This is a genomic window from Enterobacter sp. PL_is379 (assembly GCF_055817355.1).
Window position 1 is genome coordinate 102,679 of the sequence record NZ_JBVPGT010000032.1, and the last position, 19,387, is coordinate 122,065.

The following is a 19,387-nucleotide window of genomic DNA, read 5'->3' on the forward strand; positions in this document are numbered from 1 at the left end:
CGCCTCCCGTTATTCCGTCGCGTTGGCCAGCATCTGGGCCTTCACGCAGAGCTCGGCCGCTTTGAAGGCGTGCGCCTGCGTCATGGCGTTTTCTGTACGATGCAGACAGTCGAGGATCAGTTCGCCAAAGAACGGGAACCCGACCTGTCCGGCGACCGGATAGCGGAATTCCCCCTCTTTATTGACGAGATAAACCACGTCCTGCTCGCCGCGGGTGAGATCGACATATTTGCGGATCTCGATATACCCGTCGGTGCCGAGCAGCGTCAGACGGCCGTCGCCCCAGGTTGAGAGCCCGTCCGGGGTGAACCAGTCGCAGCGGAAATAGCCGCTGGCGCCGTTTTCGCCTCTGATCGTCGCGTCGCCGAAATCTTCAAATGCCGGATGCTGCGGATGGTTGAAATTGCGTGCCTGGCTGGCGACCACGCATGCCTCACTGTTGCCCGTGTAAAACAGAAATTGCTCAATCTGGTGGCTGCCGATGTCGCACAGAATGCCGCCAAAATAGCGACGATCGTAGAACCAGTCCGGGCGGCCGGCCCCTTCCCGGTGCGGGCCGGTTCCCAGGGTTTGGACGACGCGGCCAATGGCCCCCTGCTGCACCAGCTGTCCGGCAAACACCGCACTCTCCACGTGGAGACGTTCGCTGTAGTACACGGCGTATTTCCGCCCGGTTTTCTCAACCATCGCTTTGGCATCCGCCAGCTGTTCGAGAGTGGTGAGCGGCGCTTTATCCGTGAAGTAGTCCTTGCCTGCGGCCATGGCTTTCAGCCCCAGCGCACAGCGCTCGGAGGGGATGGCCGCACCGGCCACCAGACGCACCTCGTCGTCGTTGAGTATCACCTCCAGCGACTCCGCCACTTTTGCCTGCGGGTACTGCTGGATAAATTTATCCACTTTGGCCGGATCGGGATCGTATACCCACTTCAGCGTGGCTCCGGCTTCTATCAGGCCGTTACTCATGCCGTAGATATGGCCGTGGTCGAGCGCGGCAGCGGCAAAAACAAATTCCCCCTCGCGGACAACCGGCTGGGGTTTACCCACCGGGGCGTAGTTCATTCCGTCATTTTTGTTCATGGTGTCACTCCTTAATCCAGATCTTTGCCAAGGGGGATCGCACCCACTTCGCTGAAGTTGGCGACGCTTGCGGATTTTTCATAAAAACGGGGAGCGAGGGTGCTCGTCCCGCCGGTACGGTAAAACGGGTCATCGCGCTGAATCGGCAGCGAGACCACGGTGCGGGTAATGGCGGATTTGTAGATCGCGGTAATCAGCTCCAGCGAGCGTTTGCCCTGCAGGCCATCCACTAACGGCGCCGTGCCGTGCTCGATGGCGGAAAGCAGGTCATTAATCTGCCCGGTGTGCAGCGTCCACTCGAGCTTCGGCGTCTCCTGAAAAACGGCGTTGAGCTGCGCTTCTCGCGTCAGATCGTTAGTCTCCTGCGGGAAGCCGTTATCGGCGCTGACGCTGGCAAAGGCCTGCCACGGCGCAGAGATACGTGCCTTGTCACCCTGAATAATGATTTTCTGGTCTTCCCCGTGGTGCACGACCGAGGCGGTAAGCTGGGTGAGCGCGCCGCTGGGGTATTTGAAGATCGCGGCGCTGAGGTCTTCGACTTCAGCGTTGTCGTGCGCCACGTTGGTCATCATCGCCACCACCTCGGACGGGAAGCCGAGCATCCACTGAATGGCGTCGATGTGGTGAACCGCGTGGTTAAGGGTGCAGCCGCCGCCCTCTTTTTCCCAGGTGCCGCGCCACCACAGGTCGTAGTAGCAGTGTCCGCGCCACCAGAAGGAGTCCACCTGCGCGTGGCAAACCTTGCCCGCAAGCTCCGAATCCAGCGCTGCTTTTAAGCGCCAGAAGGCATCGGTAAAGCGGTTTTGGGCAATGATGGAGAGCGTTTTGCCGCTGGCCTTTTGTGCGGCGATCATCGCGTCGCACTCCTCCAGCGAGGCGGCCATCGGTTTTTCGCACAGCACGTGGCAGCCCGCGTTCAGGGCATCAATGCCGATCTCTGCGTGGACGTAGGGCGGCGTGCAGACGTCGACGATATCGATATCCGGCTCTGACGCCAGCATCTGCTGGTGGCTGTCATACACCCGGGCGTCCATCAGGCCGTAGCGCGTTTTTTTCTCGTGGGCTTTTTCCGGGTAGATATCCACCAACGCGACGATCCGGCAGCGCTGACCAAACTGCAAATAGCCCTGAATATGGTTGTGCGAGATATTCCCTGTTCCCACGATAGCGACATTTAACATCGTTTCTTCTCCGGAGTTACCAGGTGCCGGAGGCATCCAGCGTGACGCTGGCTGTCTCTTTAGCCACTGAGGTGCTGATGCGCTGCTGAAGCAGGCGCAAATACTGTTTTTCGTTGAGTGGGAGTTCGACCCAGTCGTCGGTCCAGGTAGAGAGGTGCATGGCATTGGAGAGCGTCAACCCGCGGATCCCTTCCAGACCCGGCGCAATGAGCGGTTCGCCGCGCAGGATGGCGGCACAAAAGTTGGCGGTAATGACGTGGTGTTCGCTGCATTCCGGGGCCACGGGAAGCGTGACCTCCCAGCATTCAGGCTCGCCAAAACCGTTTTGCCAGCGGGCGTTGAAGGCGGTTTCAGATTCCCGCAGCCGCCAGTAGCGCAGCTTGCCCTCTTCAACGACCACCTTGCCGCGATCGCCGACGATTTCCAGCCGGTTGGTTCCCGGCGTTTCCGCCACGGTGGTGATGAACACGCCCGTCGCACCGTTGGCATACTCGGCGTAGGCGGTGACGTCGTCTTCCACTTCGATATCGCGATGCTTGCCGAACTGGCAGAACGCGCGCAGGCGGACCGGCATGCCGACCAGCCACTGCCAGAGATCGAGCTGGTGCGGGTCCTGGTTGAGCAGCACGCCGCCGCCTTCTCCTTTCCAGGTGGCGCGCCAGCCGCCGGAGTTGTAATAGCTCTGCGAGCGATACCAGTTGGTGATGATCCAGTTGGAGCGGCGGATCTCACCCAGCTCGCCGCTGTCGATCAGATCTTTCACCTTCTGATAGAGCGGGTTCGGGCGCTGGTTGTACATGATGCCGAACACCACATCGCACGCCTGGGCGCAGGCGTTCATCTCCTGTACCTGGGCGGTATACACGCCCGCCGGTTTTTCACACAGGGTGTGGATGCCGTTGCGCATCGCCAGCATCGACAGGCGCGGATGCTCGTAATGCGGCGTAGCGACAATCACCGCGTCGATAAGCCCGCTCTGGAGCATCTCCTGCGCGTCGCTGAACACGGGGAGGGTGCCGACCAGCTGGCGAATGGCCGGATGCTTTTCCGGCGCATTATCACAAACTGCGGCAAGGCAGGCGTCGCTGACCGTACCCGCCAGTAAATAACGCGCGTGGACCGTACCGATATTACCTATTCCAATAATGCCAAAACGTACCTTCTCCATGTCACACCTTAATTTCAGTTGAAATGAGTGATGACCGGAAAATAGGAAAGGGGAGCGGTAGCGACAATGTGTTTTTGTGAGAATACTCGCAAGGTGATTAAGTAATCTCCAGGCGTTTTGAAATTTGGTTTTAAAATCAAAGGACTGTTTCTGCAAATATTTGCAAAAACTGAATGAGAGCGAGGTCACACTATGCCGGGCAAGTTAAAAATGGAGGAAATTGCGGCCCTGACGGGCTATTCCGTCAGCACGGTTTCGCGGGTATTAAGCGGCAAGTCTTACACCAGCGATAAAGCCAGGGAGGCGATCGTTCGCACCGCGCGGGAGCTCGGTGTGCTGGAGTCTATGGCGAGCGGAAGACTGCTCATTAACGGTATCGCTGTTTTTGCACCGGAAAGAACCTTTCAGGGACGCGGGGATATTTTTTATCTGGAAGTGACGAAAGGAATTGCTGAAGCCTGCGCGCGGCATAATGTGTGGGTCACGTGCTGTGGTTTAGAAGAGCAGCACGCCGATGTGAAAGTCTTTATGGAAAAAGCCAGTCATAAGAATATTAACGCGATAATTATTATTGGCACTGATGATTCCACCATATTTAAACTGGCAAGCACCCTGAATAAGCCCTGCGTGTTGATTAATTCCGTCGATCGGGATCGGTTGCTGGATGCCGTGTCACCCGATCACCGGGCGATCGGCTTCACCACCATGCAGTACCTTTTCGAGCAGGGGCATCGCCGCGTGCTCACGCTCACCTGCCTGCGGCGGGATACGCTGTACGCGCGTCTGGACGGTATCAAAGAGGCGTATCGCCATTTTCACGTCGCCTTTGACCCGCAGCGCGATTTGCTCGTGACGGAGTGGTTTACCGCAGAAGAGGCCGAGCAGGCGCTGGATGCGTGGTTAGTGAATCATGACCGCTCGCAGTGGCCGGAGGTGATTTTCCCGAACAGTACCCGCATGGTGGAAGGGGTGGTGAGGGTGTTAACGCGCCACGGGCTGCGGATTCCGGAAGACATTTCGCTGATTACGACCGATTTTGCATGGAATTTAGCGCACCGTCTGGAAAAACCGGTCACCGGCGTCACGGTGCCCTGCCGCGAGCTGGGGATTGAGGCCGTTCACCTGCTGCAAACGCGGCTCAACCGACCGCAGGCAGCGGTCTTTAACCTGCTGTTACAGGGCAAAGTGATGGATTACGGTTCAGTCAGCAACGCCACGCGCCACGCGGCTCGCGTGGCGCTGGATGAGTAATCAGGCTAGCTGTGGCGGCAGGCAGACGCCGATGCCCCCGATGCCGCAGTAGCCGTACGGGTTTTTATGCAGGTACTGCTGGTGATCGTCCTCGGCGTAGTAGAACGGTTTCGCCGTCGCGATTTCCGTGGTCACCTCGCGCGTATCGCCCGCTTCACGCATGGCCTGCTGGAAACGCTCCAGGCTGGCGCGCGCGGCGGCATCCTGCTCAGGCGTGAGCGGATAGATAGCCGAACGGTACTGGGTGCCGTGGTCGTTGCCCTGACGCATGCCCTGCGCCGGGTCATGGTTTTCCCAGAAGACCTGCAGGAGCTGTTCGTAGCTGATTACCGCAGGGTCGTACACCACGCGTACCGCTTCCGCATGCCCGGTTTCGCCGGAACAGACTTCGCGATAGGTAGGATTTGGCGTGTAACCGCCCGTGTAGCCAGCCGCCGTGCTGTAAACGCCGGGCAACTGCCAGAAGAGGCGCTCAACGCCCCAGAAGCAGCCCATGGCGAACAGGGCGATTTCCATTCCCTCCGGCACGTTGGTCATGGAATGGCCATTGACGGCGTGTAAGGTCGCCACAGGCATAGGGGTATTGCGTCCCGGTAATGCATCGGTTTGTGAAACCAGATGCTTTTTGTCGAATAAACTCACGATGGGGCCTCCCGGGGTGCGATGTTTCAGTTAAGGTTGTCACGAAGCGTTTAATTGAACACAATAAATGCGCTGAATGAGTCTAGATTTAATCATAAGAAATATTTGGGTGTTACACCCATTTTCAACCCGCGATTCGGGTTTTTGGCCAACAGGCCGTATTTTGCCGCGGAGCGGCACTTCATTTGCTTCCAGGGTGGAAACAGGGATATTCAGGAGAAAACGTGACAAAAATCCGCCAGTTATGTTTAGTCAGTGTGTTGCTGACAAGCGGGATTGCCAGCGCGGCGAATGTCCGTTTGCAGGTTGAGGGGTTATCCGGGGCGCTGGAAAAAAACGTGCGTGCGCAGCTATCGACCATCCAGAGTGATGAGGTGACGCCGGACCGGCGTTTTCGCGCGCGCGTCGATGATGCGATCCGCGAGGGGCTGAAAGCGCTGGGGTATTACGAACCCACCATTGATTTTGATCTTCGCCCGCCGCCAAAGAAGGGGCGCCAGGTCCTCATTGCCCGCGTTTCGCCGGGCGAGCCGGTACTGATTGGCGGCACGAACGTCATCCTGCGCGGCGGGGCGCGTACCGATCGGGACTACCTGGACCTGCTCAGCACGCGGCCAAAAGTCGGCACCGTACTCAACCACGGTGACTACGACCATTTCAAAAAAGAGCTGACGAGCGTTTCCCTGCGTAAGGGCTACTTTGACAGCCAGTTCAACAAAAGCCAGCTGGGCATTGCGCTGGCGCGACGTCAGGCCTTCTGGGATATCGACTACGACAGCGGGGAACGCTACCGCTTTGGCGACGTGACGTTTGAAGGTTCGCAAATTCGTGAAGAGTACCTGCAAAACCTCGTGCCGTTCAAAAAAGGGGATTACTACCAGTCGAGCGATCTCGGAGAGCTGAACCGACGCCTCTCTGCTACCGGCTGGTTTAACTCCGTGGTTGTCGCGCCGGAATTTGATAAGTCTCGCAAAACCAAGGTGTTGCCGCTGCATGGCGTTGTTTCGCCGCGCACCGAGAACACCATTGAGACCGGTGTTGGTTACTCGACGGATGTGGGACCACGCGTGAAAACCTCGTGGAAAAAACCGTGGATGAACTCGTACGGTCACAGCCTGACCACCAGCCTGAGCCTCTCTGCGCCCGAGCAGCAGCTGGACTTCAGCTACAAAATGCCGCTGCTGAAAAATCCGCTTGAGCAATATTACCTTCTGCAGGGCGGTTTTAAGCGCACCGATTTAAACGACACAAAGCAGGACTCTACGACGCTTGCGGTCTCCCGCTTCTGGGATCTCTCCAGCGGCTGGCAGCGCGCCATTAACCTGCGCTGGAGCCTGGACCACTTTACCCAGGCCAACGTCACCAATACCACCATGCTGCTTTATCCGGGCGTGATGATCAGCCGTACCCGCTCGCGTGGGGGCCTGATGCCGACCTGGGGCGACTCGCAGCGCTACTCCATCGATTATTCCAACTCCGCCTGGGGCTCCGACGTGGACTTCTCCGTCATGCAGGCGCAAAACGTCTGGATCCGTACGCTGTACGACAAACATCGCTTTGTGATGCGCGGCAATCTCGGCTGGATTGAAACGGGAGACTTCGAGCGCGTTCCGCCGGACCTGCGCTTCTTCGCCGGGGGCGACCGCAGCATTCGCGGGTATAAGTACAAATCGATCTCACCTGAGAACGAAAAGGGCCAGCTGACCGGTGCGTCAAAACTGGCGACGGGCTCGCTGGAGTACCAGTACAACGTCAGCGGAAAGTGGTGGGGCGCGATGTTTGTTGACGGCGGTGAAGCGGTAAACGATATCCGCCGCAGCGACTTTAAAACCGGCGCGGGCGTCGGCGTGCGCTGGCAGTCACCCGTCGGGCCCATCAAGCTCGATTTTGCCGTGCCTGTCGGCGACAAAGATGAACACGGATTACAGTTTTACATCGGTCTGGGGCCTGAATTATGAGTTTATGGAAGAAAATAAGCCTCGGGGTGCTGATCTTTATCGTGCTGCTGCTCGGGACGGTGGCGTTTCTGGTAGGAACGACGACCGGGCTGCATCTGCTGTTTAACGCCGCGAACCGCTGGGTGCCGGGGCTGGAGATTGGTCAGGTGACGGGCGGCTGGCGCGACCTGCGCCTGAAGAACATCCGCTATGAGCAGCCGGGCGTGGCGGTCAACGCCGGGGAGTTCCATCTCGCGGTAAAGCTGGGCTGTCTGCGTGACAGCAAGCTCTGCGTCAACGATCTGTCGCTAAAAGATGTCAACGTGGCGATAGATTCAAAGAAAATGCCGAAGTCTGCGCCGGTTGAAGAAGAAGACAGCGGCCCGCTGAATCTCTCCACGCCGTACCCGATCGCGCTTTATCGGGTGGCGCTCGATAACGTCAATATCAAAATCGACGACACCACCGTGTCCGTGATGGATTTCACCTCCGGCCTGCGCTGGCAGGAGAAAAACCTCACTCTGACGCCAACGTCCCTGCAGGGCTTGCTGATCGCGCTGCCGAAAGTGGCCGACGTGGCGCAGGAAGAGATCGTCGAGCCGAAGATCCAGAACCCGCAGCCGGAAGAGAAGCCGCTGGGCGAAACGCTGAAAGACCTCTTCTCGAAGCCAGTGCTGCCGGAAATGACCGACGTTCATCTGCCGCTGAACCTTAACATCGAGGAATTCAAAGGCGAACAGCTGCGCCTGACCGGTGATACCGACCTGACGGTCTACACCATGCTGCTGAAGGTCAGCAGCATTGACGGCAACATGAAGCTCGACGCGCTGGATATCGACACCAACCAGGGCTCGGTGAATGCGTCAGGTAATGCCCTGCTGCGCGACAGCTGGCCGGTGGATATCACGCTGAATAGCACCCTGAACATTGACCCGCTGAAAGGCGAGAAAGTGAAGGTCAAGGTGGGCGGGGCGCTGCGCGATAAGCTCGATGTTGGCGTGAATCTCTCCGGCCCGGTGGATATGGCCCTGCGTGCGCAAACGCAACTGGCGGAGGCCGGGCTGCCGCTCAATCTTGAGGTTGTCAGCAAGCAGCTTTCCTGGCCGTTCACCGGTGAAAAGCAGTTCCAGGCCGATGACCTGAAGCTGAAGCTGAGCGGCAAGATGACCGACTACACGCTCTCGTTCCGCACCGCGGTGAAGGGGCAGGGCGTGCCGCCCGCGAACATCACCCTGGATGCGAAGGGCAACGAGCAGCAGGTCAACCTCGACAAGCTGACCGTCGCGGCGCTGGAGGGCAAAACCGAGCTGACCGCGCTGCTCGACTGGCAGCAGGCGATCAGCTGGCGCGGCGAGCTGAAGCTGACGGGCATTAACACCGCCAAAGAGGTGCCGGACTGGCCGTCGAAGCTGGATGGCCTGATTAAAACGCGCGGCAGCCTGTACGGCGGCACGTGGCAGATGGACGTGCCGGAGATCAAGCTCACCGGGAACGTGAAGCAGAACAAGGTAAACGTTGAAGGCTCGGTGAAAGGCAACAGCTATCTGCAGTGGGTTATCCCGGGCCTGCACGTGGCCTTGGGTCGCAACACGGCGGATATCAAAGGCGAGCTGGGGGTGAAAGATCTCAATCTGGATGCCACCATCGACGCGCCGAATCTGGATAACGCCCTGCCGGGGCTTGGCGGTACGGCGAAGGGGCTCGTGAAGGTGCGCGGCACGGTAGACGCGCCGCAGCTGCTGGCGGATATCACCGCCAATAACCTGCGCTGGCAGGAGCTGAGCGTTGCCCGGGTTCGCGTGGAGGGGGATGTGAAATCCACCGACCAGATCGGCGGTAACCTGAACCTGCGCGTGGAACGTATTTCTCAGCCGGACGTGAACATTAGCCTGGTCACCCTGGACGCTAAAGGCAACGAGAAGCAGCACGACCTGCAGCTGCGGGTGCAGGGTGAGCCGGTCTCCGGCCAGCTCCATCTGACGGGAAGTTTCGACCGCAAAGAGGAGCGCTGGAAAGGGACGCTGGATAACACCCGCTTCACTACGCCGGTCGGGCCGCTGGCGCTGTCGCGCTCGATTGCGCTGGACTACCGCAACGCCGAGCAGAAGATCAGTATTGGGCCACACTGCTGGACCAACCCGAATGCGGAACTGTGCGTGCCGCAGACCATCGATGCGGGCGCGGAAGGGCGCGCGCAGATCAACTTCAACCGCTTCGATCTGGCGATGCTAAAACCGTTTATGCCGGATACCACGCAGGCGAGCGGCGTCTTCAGCGGGAAAGCCGATGTCGCCTGGGACACCACCAAAGAGGGGCTGCCGCAGGGCAGCGTGACGCTCTCCGGGCGTAACGTGAAGGTGACGCAGGAGGTCAACGACGCGCCGCTGCCGGTGGCGTTCGACACCCTGAACCTGAGTGCCGATCTGCATAACAATCGCGCACAGCTGGGGTGGACAATCCGCCTGACCAATAACGGTCAGTTGGATGGTCAGGTCCAGATTACCGACCCGCAGGGACGGCGTAATCTGGGCGGCAACGTTAACATCCGAAACTTCAACCTGGCGATGGTGAACCCGATTTTTGCGCGCGGGGAAAAAGCCGAAGGCATGCTGAACGCTAACCTGCGCCTGGCCGGCAACGCGCAAAGCCCGCAGCTGTTCGGTCAGATGCGGCTCAGCGGCGTGGATATTGACGGCAACTTCATGCCGTTTGACATGCAGCCCAGCCAGATCGCGATGAACTTCAACGGCATGAGCTCGACGCTGAGCGGCTCGGTATTAACGCAGCAAGGGCAAATTAACCTGAGCGGCGACGCGGACTGGAGCCAGCTCGACAACTGGCGCGCCCGTATTGCCGCGAAGGGCAGTAAGGTGCGCATCACCGTACCGCCGATGGTGCGCCTGGACGTCTCGCCTGATGTGGTCTTTGAAGCCACGCCAAGCCTCTTCACGCTTGACGGTCGTGTCGACGTGCCGTGGGCGCGCATCGTGGTTCACGACGTGCCGGAAAGTGCGGTCGGCGTCTCAAGTGATGAAGTTATGCTCAATGAAAATCTGAAACCTGTCGAACAGAAGAGCGCTGGCATACCGATTAATAGTAACCTTACCGTGCACGTGGGGAATAACGTGCGGTTGAATGCGTTTGGGCTGAAGGCGAGGCTCACGGGCGACCTGAAAGTGGCGCAGGATAAACAAGGGCTTGGCCTGAACGGGCAGATCAACATTCCTGAAGGGCGTTTCCATGCCTATGGTCAGGATCTGATTGTTCGCAAAGGCGAGCTGCTGTTCTCCGGCCCACCGGATCAGCCCCTGTTGAACATCGAAGCGATTCGTAACCCGGAAGCGACGGAAAACGACGTCATTGCTGGGGTACGCGTCACCGGTTCTGCTGACGAACCGAAGGCGGAGATCTTCTCTGACCCGGCGATGTCCCAGCAGGAGGCTCTCTCTTACCTGCTGCGTGGACAAGGTCTCGACAGCGGTCAGAGCGACAGTGCGGCGATGACCTCGATGTTAGTGGGGCTGGGGGTTGCACAAAGTGGGCAGGTTGTGGGTAAAATCGGCGAGACGTTCGGCGTAAGCAATCTGGCGCTGGACACCCAGGGCGTGGGTGACTCCTCGCAGGTGGTGGTCAGCGGCTATGTACTGCCGGGTCTGCAGGTAAAATATGGTGTGGGGATCTTTGACTCACTGGCAACACTCACGTTACGCTATCGCCTGATGCCTAAGCTATATCTGGAAGCAGTGTCCGGCGTAGACCAGGCACTTGATCTGCTCTATCAGTTTGAGTTTTAGCAATGCGAATATTTGTCTACGGCAGTTTAAGAACCAGGCAAGGCAACAGTCACTGGATGACCAATGCTCTGCTGCTGGGGAATTACAATATCGAGAACTACCAGTTGTACAGCCTGGGCCACTATCCAGGCGCGGTTCCGGGCGAAGGAACAGTACAGGGTGAAGTCTATCGTATTGATAACGCGACGCTTGCCGAACTTGATGCCTTGCGCACCAGGGGCGGTGAATACGCGCGCCAGTTGATCCAGACGCCGTACGGAAGTGCGTGGATGTATGTCTACCAGCGTCCGGTCGAAGGGTTAACGCGGATTGTAAGCGGTAACTGGTTAGACAGAGACCAGTACTGAAAAACGACAACGCCACCGTGAGGTGGCGTTGTTTTTTTGTTCCTTCAACTCTCTTCCGTATCCCGGCGCCGGGTTAAAAAAAGAGGAACGAACAGCATGATGTAGGGGGCTATAAGCCATAACAAACACAGGGCGCGTGAACGGCCATAGTAGTTTATGCACCGCGTATTGCTTGAAATGACGGGCAGGAAAAACAGTAAAAACAGCAGAATCGCATAATCGCTTCGATAAGGGATCCATAAGTAAAACAAAAACCAGGCAAGCTGGAATGTCATGATGCAGAGATACTGCCATTTGCTGTCTTTGCCGTAACAGTCAAACGCCTTTATGTAGCCCATCTTGATGCTTTGAAGAAAGAAACTTAGCATGTATAACGCTCACGATCTTGATGGTCAGGAGTGTATGTCTTTTTCAAAGGCAACAAAAAGCCCCGACATGCGGGGCTTTCATCAATCAGCAGTAAGAATTACTTCTTAGCAGCGCGTTCGAAAGAGGCGATGATTTCCGCTTTCGCTGCTTCTGCGTTGTCCCAGCCGTCAACTTTAACCCACTTGCCTTTTTCGAGGTCTTTGTAATGCTCGAAGAAGTGAGTGATCTGCGCTTTCAGCAGCTCTGGCAGGTCGTTCACATCTTTGATGTGATCGTATTCTTTGCTCAGCTTGGTGTGCGGTACTGCAACCAGCTTCGCATCTTCACCGGATTCGTCGGTCATTTTCAGCACGCCAACTGGACGGCAGCGAATGACGGAGCCTGGCTCCAGTGGATATGGCGTTGGGACCAGCACGTCAACCGGGTCACCGTCCAGAGACAGGGTGTGGTTGATGTAACCATAGTTGCACGGATAGAACATCGCAGTAGACATGAAACGGTCTACGAACAGGGCGCCGCTCTCTTTGTCCACTTCGTATTTGATCGGATCTGCGTTAGCCGGGATTTCGATAACTACGTAGATGTCTTCTGGCAGTTCTTTACCCGCTGGGACGTTGAGTAAGCTCATGTCGGTGTCCTTTAAAATGGATGGTAAACAAGTGGCAGGTATTATAGCCAACTCGCGCTGAATGTCTCCGCCTGTTTTCGCTTTATCTCCCCGCTTTCTCCACTTTTCAGACCGATTCCATGACAGGAAAATCCATAAACTCAGCCGCATTTTTCATGGCGAAATGAAAGCGATTACAAACTTGTGATTAACGTTTTATTCACTTTTCTGAAGTGTGATGTAACGCAATTCGTTACATATTTCATGGGCTATAGTCATTCCGCAGAACATCTTTTAACCAACAATAACTCACCCTACGAGGACGTTCATATGTGGAAGCGCTTACTCCTGGTCACAGCAGTTTCGGCAGCCATGTCGTCTATGGCGATGGCCGCTCCCTTAACCGTAGGTTTTTCGCAAGTCGGCTCTGAATCTGGCTGGCGAGCGGCAGAAACCAACGTGGCGAAAAGCGAGGCTCAGAAACGCGGCATTACCCTGAAAATCGCCGATGGTCAGCAAAAACAAGAGAATCAGATCAAAGCCGTGCGCTCCTTTATCGCCCAGGGCGTGGATGCCATCTTTATTGCACCCGTCGTGGCGACCGGCTGGGAACCCGTCCTGAAGGAAGCGAAAGACGCTGAGATCCCGGTCTTCCTGCTCGACCGTTCCATCGACGTCAAAGACAAATCCCTCTATATGACCACCGTCACCGCCAATAATGTGCTTGAAGGGCAATTGATTGGCGACTGGCTGGTGAAGCAGGTCGACGGCAAGCCGTGTAACGTCGTTGAGCTGCAGGGTACCGTCGGGGCGAGCGTGGCCATCGACCGTAAAAAAGGCTTTGCTGAAGCCATCGCGAAAGCGCCAAACATTAAGATTATCCGCTCTCAGTCCGGCGACTTTACCCGTAGTAAAGGTAAAGAGGTTATGGAGAGCTTCATTAAGGCTGAAAACAACGGCAAGAACATCTGCATGGTTTACGCCCACAACGATGACATGGTGATCGGTGCGATTCAGGCGATTAAAGAAGCGGGTCTGAAGCCGGGCAAAGATATCCTCACCGGCTCTATCGACGGCGTGCCGGACATCTACAAAGCGATGATCGACGGCGAAGCCAACGCCAGCGTGGAGCTGACGCCAAACATGGCGGGTCCGGCATTCGACGCGCTGGAGAAATTCAAGAAAGACGGCACGATGCCGGAGAAGGTGACGGTCACCAAGTCCACCCTTTACCTGCCTGATACGGCGAAAGAAGAGTTAGAGAAGAAGAAAAATATGGGCTACTGATCCAGTGAAATTGCCGGGTGGCGCTGCGTTTACCCGGCCTACGATACGCTCTTTTGTAGGCCGGATAAGCGTAGCGCCATCCGGCTTGATGCAGGGGGAAACCATGACCACTGAACAACACCAGGAAATCCTCCGCACAGAGGGCTTGAGTAAATTCTTCCCCGGCGTAAAAGCGCTGGATAGCGTTGATTTCAGCCTGCGGCGCGGGGAGATCATGGCGCTGCTGGGCGAGAACGGCGCGGGAAAATCGACGCTGATTAAATCCCTGACCGGTGTTTATCACGCTGACCGCGGCACCATCTGGCTGGAAGGTAACGCCATTTCGCCCAAAAACACCGCCCATGCCCAGCAGCTGGGGATCGGGACGGTGTACCAGGAAGTGAACCTGCTGCCGAATATGTCGGTGGCGGATAACCTGTTTATTGGCCGCGAACCACGCCGTTTTGGCCTGCTGCGCCGCAAAGAGATGGAAGCGCGGGCGACAACGCTGATGGAATCGTACGGCTTCTCCCTCGACGTCCGCGAGCCGCTGAACCGCTTTTCCGTGGCGATGCAGCAGATCGTCGCCATTTGTCGCGCGATCGATCTCTCCGCAAAGGTGCTGATCCTCGACGAACCCACCGCCAGCCTCGATACCCAGGAGGTGGAGATGCTCTTTACCCTGATGCGCCAGCTGCGCGATCAGGGCGTCAGCCTGATCTTCGTCACCCACTTCCTCGATCAGGTGTATGAGGTGAGCGATCGCATTACGGTGCTGCGCAACGGCAGCTTTGTCGGCTGCCGCGAAACCCGCGAGCTGCCGCAGATCGAGCTGGTAAAAATGATGCTTGGCCGCGAGCTGGAGACCAACGCCCTTCAGCGCGCGGGGCGCACGCTGCTGAGTGAGAAACCGGTCGCCGCGTTCAGCGATTACGGCAAAAAAGGGGTGATCTCGCCGTTTAACCTTGAGGTGCGGCCAGGCGAAATTGTCGGCCTGGCGGGCCTGCTGGGCTCCGGCCGGACCGAGACCGCCGAGGTGATCTTCGGGATCAAGCCTGCCGACAGCGGCAGCGCGCTGATCAAGGGCAAACCGCAGACCCTGCGATCGCCGCATCAGGCCTCCTGTCTGGGCGTCGGCTTCTGCCCGGAGGACCGGAAAACGGACGGCATTATTGCCGCGGCCTCGGTGCGGGAAAATATCATTCTTGCGCTACAGGCGCAGCGCGGCTGGCTACGGCCGATCCCTAAGCGCGAGCAAAACGCCATTGCCGAGCGCTTTATCCGCCAGCTCGGCATCCGCACTCCGAGCGCGGAACAGCCCATCGAATTCCTCTCCGGCGGTAACCAGCAGAAAGTGCTGCTGTCGCGCTGGCTGCTGACCAAACCCCAGTTCCTGATCCTCGACGAACCGACCCGCGGCATTGACGTGGGGGCGCACGCCGAAATTATCCGGCTTATCGAAACCCTGTGCGCGGACGGTCTGGCGCTGTTGGTCATTTCCTCCGAGCTGGAAGAGCTGGTGGGCTATGCCGATCGCGTCATCATCATGCGCGATCGCAAACAGGTGGCAGAGATCCCGCTGGATAAGCTGTCCGTTCCGGCGATCATGAATGCCATCGCGGCATAAGGAGTGAATCGTGATGCCCCGTTCGCTTTCGCAAACCGGTGAGTCAAAGCGCCGCTTCAGCTGGCCAACCGGCACGCCGCAAATCGCGGCGCTGCTGGTGGTTCTGCTGGTGGATAGCCTGGTCGCGCCGCATTTCTTCCAGATCATCGTGCAGGATGGCCGCCTGTTTGGCAGCCCGATAGACATTTTAAACCGCGCCGCGCCCGTGGCGCTGCTGGCCATCGGGATGACGCTGGTGATTGCCACCGGCGGGATTGACCTCTCCGTCGGCGCGGTGATGGCTATCGCCGGGGCTACGGCCGCCTCCATGACCGTGGCCGGACATAGCCTGCCGGTGATCCTGCTGGCAGCCTTGGGCACCGGCGTGCTGGCAGGATTATGGAACGGTATTCTGGTTGCGGTGCTGAAAATCCAGCCCTTCGTCGCCACGCTGATTTTAATGGTGGCCGGGCGCGGCGTCGCGCAGCTGATAACCTCCGGCCAGATTGTGACCTTCAACTCCCCGAGCCTGGCGTGGCTCGGTAGCGGCAACCTTCTGTTCTTCCCGACGCCGGTGATTATTGCCCTGGTCACGCTCGTTGTCTTCTGGCTCTTCACCCGCAAAACGGCGCTGGGCATGTTCATTGAGGCCGTCGGGATCAACATCCGCGCCGCGCGCAACGCCGGCGTCAACACCCGACTGATGGTAATGCTGACCTACGTGCTGAGCGGCGTCTGCGCCGCCATCGCCGGGGTCATCGTCGCGGCGGATATTCGCGGGGCCGATGCCAACAACGCGGGACTCTGGCTGGAGCTGGACGCGATCCTCGCGGTGGTGATCGGCGGCGGGTCGCTGATGGGCGGGCGCTTTAACCTGCTGCTCTCGGTGATCGGCGCCCTGATCATTCAGGGCATGAACACCGGGATCCTGCTGTCGGGATTCCAGCCGGAACTCAACCAGGTGGTGAAAGCCGTGGTCGTGCTCTGCGTGCTGATCGTCCAGTCACCGCGCTTTGTCAGCATCATTAAGGGGATCCGTGGCCATGATAAAACGTAATTTACCGTTAATGATCACGCTGGGCGTGTTTGTGCTGGGGTACCTCTACTGTCTGACGCAGTTCCCCGGTTTTGCCTCGACGCGCGTGATTTGCAATATCCTGACCGATAACGCCTTTTTAGGCATCATCGCCGTCGGGATGACCTTTGTGATCCTCTCCGGCGGGATCGATCTCTCCGTTGGGTCGGTGATCGCATTTACGGGCGTGTTCCTCGCGAAGGCAATCGGCTTCTGGGGCATCTCTCCGCTGGTGGCGTTTCCGCTGGTGCTGGCGATGGGCTGTGCGTTTGGCGCCTTTATGGGGCTGCTGATCGACGCGCTGAAAATCCCGGCGTTTATCATTACCCTCGCGGGAATGTTCTTCCTGCGCGGTGTGAGCTATCTGGTGTCGGAAGAGTCGATTCCAATTAACCACCCCATCTACGACACGCTCTCCAGCCTGGCGTGGAAAATTCCCGGCGGCGGCCGCCTGAGCGCGATGGGGCTGCTGATGCTGGGCGTGGTAGTGATTGGCATCTTCCTCGCCCATCGTACCCGGTTTGGCAATCAGGTTTACGCCATCGGCGGTAACGCCACGTCGGCCAACCTGATGGGCATTTCAACCCGCAGCACGACCATCCGCATCTATATGCTCTCGACCGGCCTGGCGACGCTGGCGGGCATCGTCTTCTCGGTGTATACCCAGGCGGGCTATGCCCTTGCAGGCGTGGGCGTCGAGCTGGATGCGATTGCTTCTGTGGTCATTGGCGGCACGCTGCTCAGCGGCGGGGTGGGCACGGTGCTGGGGACGCTGTTCGGCGTGGCGATTCAGGGGCTGATACAAACCTATATCAACTTTGACGGCACGCTCAGCTCCTGGTGGACGAAGATCGCCATCGGCATTCTGCTGTTTATTTTTATTGCCCTGCAGCGGGGGCTGACGGTGCTCTGGGAGAACCGTCAAAGCTCGCCTGTTACCCGCGTAAACACATCGGTAACAGAGCGATAACATGCTGAATTTGCTTAAAGTCTAAACATTTTCCGGTAGCGGCCGATAATCTTTTTTTATGCCCAGAAATATCTCGCTACCGGAAATAATATCATGCTTAAAACGCTATCGATTCGTACCGGCTTGCTCTCTTTACTGGCCGTTATGACCCTTCTGCTGCTGATTGTCAGCGGCATTGGCATTTATGCCCTCACACAGAGTTCTTCTTCGCTGCAGCGTATTAATCACCTTCAGGGTGAGCAGATGGTGCAGCTTAATTCAGGCTATACGCTGCTCCTGCGCGCGCGCAATGAGGCGGGTCAGGCCGTCCGCATGATGGAAATCGGCATGCTGGACGATGCGGCCAATGCGGTAAAAAACATCAATCAGGAAGTTGCCCTGGCCCAGAAAACGCTGAAAGGCGTGATCGACGGCGGCGTGGCTGACGAGCAGGGACAGCAGCTGCTCGATAAAGTGGCGGCCAGCCTGGCGACGTATAGCCAGCAGGGGATCAACCCGATGCTGAAAACGCTGAATGACCAGAGCGCGGACGGGTATTACGATCTGCTCGAGAAGACGTTGATTCCGGTGGCGAAGCAGTTTGATAACGATATGCAGGCGTTTCAGAAATGGAGCGAAGCGCGGGGTCAGGCGGAAGTGAGCGCCGTGCAGTCGAGTAAAACCCGCGTCCTGATCCTGATTATCGTCGCAGCGCTGCTGACGGCGGGCATTATCGTGCTCGCCTGGCTGGTGCTGCGTCATATGCTGCTCAAGCCGCTCTCGGCCTCCATTGCTCAACTGGAGAACGTGGCGGCGGGTGATTTAACCCATACGCTGAATGCCCCCGCGAGCCAGGAGTTTAACCGCCTCAACGCGGTGATAGAGGAGATGCGCCAGTCGCTGATGAACTCGGTTCTGCGGGTACGCGATGCCAGCGCGCAAATTGACACCGGTAGCCGCGAGCTGACGCTGGGAAACCGCGATCTTGCCGAGCGTACGGAATCCACCGCCACGTCGCTGGAGCAGACGGCAGCCAGTATGGAACAGATCACCGCTACGGTGAAACTCAACGCCGATAACGCCGAGCAGGCGCACCAGCTGGCGAAATCGGTGTCTGACACGGCCGATCACGGCAGCGAGATGGTCTGCTACGTGATTGAAAAAATGCGCGATATTTCCGGCAGCTCGGCGCGCATCGCCGATATCCTGAGCGTGATCGACGGCATTGCCTTCCAGACCAATATCCTGGCGCTTAACGCCTCCGTGGAAGCGGCGCGCGCGGGCGAGCAGGGGCGCGGGTTTGCCGTCGTCGCAGGCGAGGTGCGAAACCTTGCCAGCCGCAGCGCCGATGCGGCGAAAGAGATCCGAACGCTAATCAGTGATTCGCAGACCCACGTTAACGAGGGGAGCGAGCTGGCCCAGCAGGCTGGCGAAACGATGGACGAGATCGCCACCGAAGTGCTGCGCATGACCAAACTGATGCGAGAGATTGCGACCGCGTCTCAGGAGCAGAGCCGGGGCATTGAGCAGGTGAATATTGCGGTGAACCAGATGGACGAAACCGCGCAGCAGAATGCGGCGCTGGTGCAGCAATCCTCCGCCGCGACCCGCTCCCTTGAGGAGCAGTCGCGTCAGCTGATGGAAGCCATGTCATCATTCAAAGTGACGACTCAGAACGCGGCATAATATTACCCAGCCCCGGTACGTTCTGTGCCGGGGTTTTATTCCTTCCGGAATTAAGCGCCCCGATATTATCGTGAATTTCGCCCATTAATATTTCCAGCGAGCTGGTTAAGGCTAACGCTTTTTCGGTCGGTTCAAGGTATAAACCTTTACGGAAAAATAACGGCTCATCAAAGAGTTGATTAAAGCGCTTTAATGCCAGACTCACCGCGGGACGGGACATCTCCAGACGCAAAGAGGCCTTTGCCATGCTGCCGCAGCGGACGATTTCAATAAATACAGGGATAAGATTTAAATCAATGCCGGTATTAGCACGGGAATAATTTTTCATTGCGATTCTGCTCCACGAAATATCTGTCAAACTGTTATGGAAATAATGCAGGAGCAGTGGTGAATATTAAAGCATGTTTTTTATAAGCACTTATACGGTAAAAT

At 57.8% G+C, this 19,387-nt stretch carries 16 protein-coding genes; 9 read left to right on the forward strand and 7 right to left on the reverse strand.

From position 1 onward, the window contains the following. Positions 1–9 precede the first annotated feature (9 nt). The 3 genes from AC0TOY_RS19345 to AC0TOY_RS19355 are packed head-to-tail and all read right to left on the reverse strand — an operon-like array spanning position 10 to position 3,426. Entirely contained in the window at positions 10–1,077 is a 1,068-nt protein-coding gene (locus AC0TOY_RS19345) for a Gfo/Idh/MocA family protein (RefSeq protein ID WP_473722387.1), read from the reverse strand. 11 nt (positions 1,078–1,088) lie between these two features. Continuing rightward, the gene (locus AC0TOY_RS19350) at positions 1,089–2,258 is read right to left on the reverse strand and encodes a Gfo/Idh/MocA family protein (RefSeq protein ID WP_473722388.1); all 1,170 of its coding nucleotides are present in this window, start codon (positions 2,256–2,258) and stop codon (positions 1,089–1,091) included. A 16-nt stretch (positions 2,259–2,274) separates the two neighbouring features. Then, positions 2,275–3,426 carry a Gfo/Idh/MocA family protein gene (locus AC0TOY_RS19355; RefSeq protein WP_473712567.1) on the reverse strand — a complete coding sequence of 384 codons (1,152 nt, stop codon included), beginning with the start codon at positions 3,424–3,426 and terminating at the stop codon, positions 2,275–2,277. Positions 3,427–3,618: 192 nt separating this feature from the next. Here AC0TOY_RS19355 and AC0TOY_RS19360 point away from each other — a divergent pair, with 192 nt between their 5' ends. Next, complete coding sequence (locus AC0TOY_RS19360) at positions 3,619–4,677, forward strand: LacI family DNA-binding transcriptional regulator (RefSeq protein WP_473722389.1); 1,059 nt, start codon at positions 3,619–3,621, stop codon at positions 4,675–4,677. On the opposite strand, the gene msrA is transcribed toward AC0TOY_RS19360, so the two are convergent. Then, positions 4,678–5,319, reverse strand: a complete 642-nt coding sequence (gene msrA / locus AC0TOY_RS19365; protein ID WP_048989437.1) for a peptide-methionine (S)-S-oxide reductase MsrA — start codon at positions 5,317–5,319, stop codon at positions 4,678–4,680. A 224-nt stretch (positions 5,320–5,543) separates the two neighbouring features. Here msrA and tamA point away from each other — a divergent pair, with 224 nt between their 5' ends. Genes tamA through AC0TOY_RS19380 form a run of 3 tightly spaced genes read left to right on the forward strand, consistent with a single transcriptional unit; the run spans position 5,544 to position 11,397 of the window. Further along, on the forward strand, positions 5,544–7,277 hold the full coding sequence (tamA, locus tag AC0TOY_RS19370) for an autotransporter assembly complex protein TamA (protein WP_024907290.1): 1,734 nt from the start codon (positions 5,544–5,546) through the stop codon (positions 7,275–7,277). Next, complete coding sequence (gene tamB / locus AC0TOY_RS19375; protein WP_473722390.1) at positions 7,274–11,050, forward strand: autotransporter assembly complex protein TamB; 3,777 nt, start codon at positions 7,274–7,276, stop codon at positions 11,048–11,050. Before tamA ends, tamB begins: the two co-directional genes overlap by 4 nt. Before the next feature lie 2 nt (positions 11,051–11,052). Continuing rightward, positions 11,053–11,397: a gamma-glutamylcyclotransferase family protein gene (locus tag AC0TOY_RS19380; protein ID WP_024907288.1), complete on the forward strand. Its 345-nt coding sequence runs from the start codon at positions 11,053–11,055 to the stop codon at positions 11,395–11,397. A gap of 44 nt (positions 11,398–11,441) precedes the next feature. Here the strand turns inward: AC0TOY_RS19380 and AC0TOY_RS19385 are convergent, their stop codons facing one another. Both AC0TOY_RS19385 and ppa read right to left on the reverse strand, forming a co-directional pair. Further along, positions 11,442–11,765 carry a hypothetical protein gene (locus AC0TOY_RS19385; RefSeq protein ID WP_023334291.1) on the reverse strand — a complete coding sequence of 108 codons (324 nt, stop codon included), beginning with the start codon at positions 11,763–11,765 and terminating at the stop codon, positions 11,442–11,444. A gap of 98 nt (positions 11,766–11,863) precedes the next feature. Then, positions 11,864–12,394: an inorganic diphosphatase gene (ppa, locus tag AC0TOY_RS19390; RefSeq protein WP_010427397.1), complete on the reverse strand. Its 531-nt coding sequence runs from the start codon at positions 12,392–12,394 to the stop codon at positions 11,864–11,866. Positions 12,395–12,703: 309 nt separating this feature from the next. Between ppa and ytfQ the strand changes: the two genes are divergently transcribed. The 5 genes from ytfQ to AC0TOY_RS19415 all read left to right on the forward strand — a co-directional run bounded on the left by ytfQ (position 12,704) and on the right by AC0TOY_RS19415 (position 18,955). After that, positions 12,704–13,660, forward strand: coding sequence for a galactofuranose ABC transporter substrate-binding protein YtfQ (ytfQ, locus tag AC0TOY_RS19395; protein ID WP_014882271.1), 957 nt, complete (start codon positions 12,704–12,706; stop codon positions 13,658–13,660). Between the two features lie 103 nt (positions 13,661–13,763). Next, on the forward strand, positions 13,764–15,266 hold the full coding sequence (gene ytfR / locus AC0TOY_RS19400; RefSeq protein ID WP_024907287.1) for a galactofuranose ABC transporter, ATP-binding protein YtfR: 1,503 nt from the start codon (positions 13,764–13,766) through the stop codon (positions 15,264–15,266). Between the two features lie 10 nt (positions 15,267–15,276). Continuing rightward, the gene (gene ytfT, locus AC0TOY_RS19405) at positions 15,277–16,302 is read left to right on the forward strand and encodes a galactofuranose ABC transporter, ATP-binding protein YtfT (RefSeq protein ID WP_024907286.1); all 1,026 of its coding nucleotides are present in this window, start codon (positions 15,277–15,279) and stop codon (positions 16,300–16,302) included. Then, positions 16,289–17,290, forward strand: a complete 1,002-nt coding sequence (gene yjfF / locus AC0TOY_RS19410; protein ID WP_023334296.1) for a galactofuranose ABC transporter, permease protein YjfF — start codon at positions 16,289–16,291, stop codon at positions 17,288–17,290. The genes ytfT and yjfF overlap by 14 nt, the downstream gene beginning before the upstream one ends. Before the next feature lie 93 nt (positions 17,291–17,383). Continuing rightward, on the forward strand, positions 17,384–18,955 hold the full coding sequence (locus AC0TOY_RS19415; protein WP_048989433.1) for a methyl-accepting chemotaxis protein: 1,572 nt from the start codon (positions 17,384–17,386) through the stop codon (positions 18,953–18,955). On the opposite strand, the gene AC0TOY_RS19420 is transcribed toward AC0TOY_RS19415, so the two are convergent. Then, on the reverse strand, positions 18,927–19,283 hold the full coding sequence (locus AC0TOY_RS19420) for a helix-turn-helix domain-containing protein (RefSeq protein ID WP_024907284.1): 357 nt from the start codon (positions 19,281–19,283) through the stop codon (positions 18,927–18,929). The genes AC0TOY_RS19415 and AC0TOY_RS19420 overlap by 29 nt on opposite strands. Positions 19,284–19,387 lie beyond the last annotated feature (104 nt).

Excerpts from the sequence above, each read along its gene's own strand:
- AC0TOY_RS19380 (WP_024907288.1), top strand. The coding sequence starts at position 11,053 with ATGCGAATATTTGTCTACGGCAGTTTAAGAACCAGGCAAGGCAACAGT.
- ytfQ (WP_014882271.1), top strand. The coding sequence starts at position 12,704 with ATGTGGAAGCGCTTACTCCTGGTCACAGCAGTTTCGGCAGCCATGTCG.
- AC0TOY_RS19360 (WP_473722389.1), top strand. The coding sequence starts at position 3,619 with ATGCCGGGCAAGTTAAAAATGGAGGAAATTGCGGCCCTGACGGGCTAT.
- AC0TOY_RS19415 (WP_048989433.1), top strand. The coding sequence starts at position 17,384 with ATGCTTAAAACGCTATCGATTCGTACCGGCTTGCTCTCTTTACTGGCC.
- ppa (WP_010427397.1), bottom strand. The coding sequence starts at position 12,394 with ATGAGCTTACTCAACGTCCCAGCGGGTAAAGAACTGCCAGAAGACATC.
- AC0TOY_RS19420 (WP_024907284.1), bottom strand. The coding sequence starts at position 19,283 with ATGAAAAATTATTCCCGTGCTAATACCGGCATTGATTTAAATCTTATC.
- AC0TOY_RS19345 (WP_473722387.1), bottom strand. The coding sequence starts at position 1,077 with ATGAACAAAAATGACGGAATGAACTACGCCCCGGTGGGTAAACCCCAG.
- tamB (WP_473722390.1), top strand. The coding sequence starts at position 7,274 with ATGAGTTTATGGAAGAAAATAAGCCTCGGGGTGCTGATCTTTATCGTG.
- AC0TOY_RS19355 (WP_473712567.1), bottom strand. The coding sequence starts at position 3,426 with ATGGAGAAGGTACGTTTTGGCATTATTGGAATAGGTAATATCGGTACG.
- ytfR (WP_024907287.1), top strand. The coding sequence starts at position 13,764 with ATGACCACTGAACAACACCAGGAAATCCTCCGCACAGAGGGCTTGAGT.
- AC0TOY_RS19385 (WP_023334291.1), bottom strand. The coding sequence starts at position 11,765 with ATGCTAAGTTTCTTTCTTCAAAGCATCAAGATGGGCTACATAAAGGCG.
- yjfF (WP_023334296.1), top strand. The coding sequence starts at position 16,289 with ATGATAAAACGTAATTTACCGTTAATGATCACGCTGGGCGTGTTTGTG.
- AC0TOY_RS19350 (WP_473722388.1), bottom strand. The coding sequence starts at position 2,258 with ATGTTAAATGTCGCTATCGTGGGAACAGGGAATATCTCGCACAACCAT.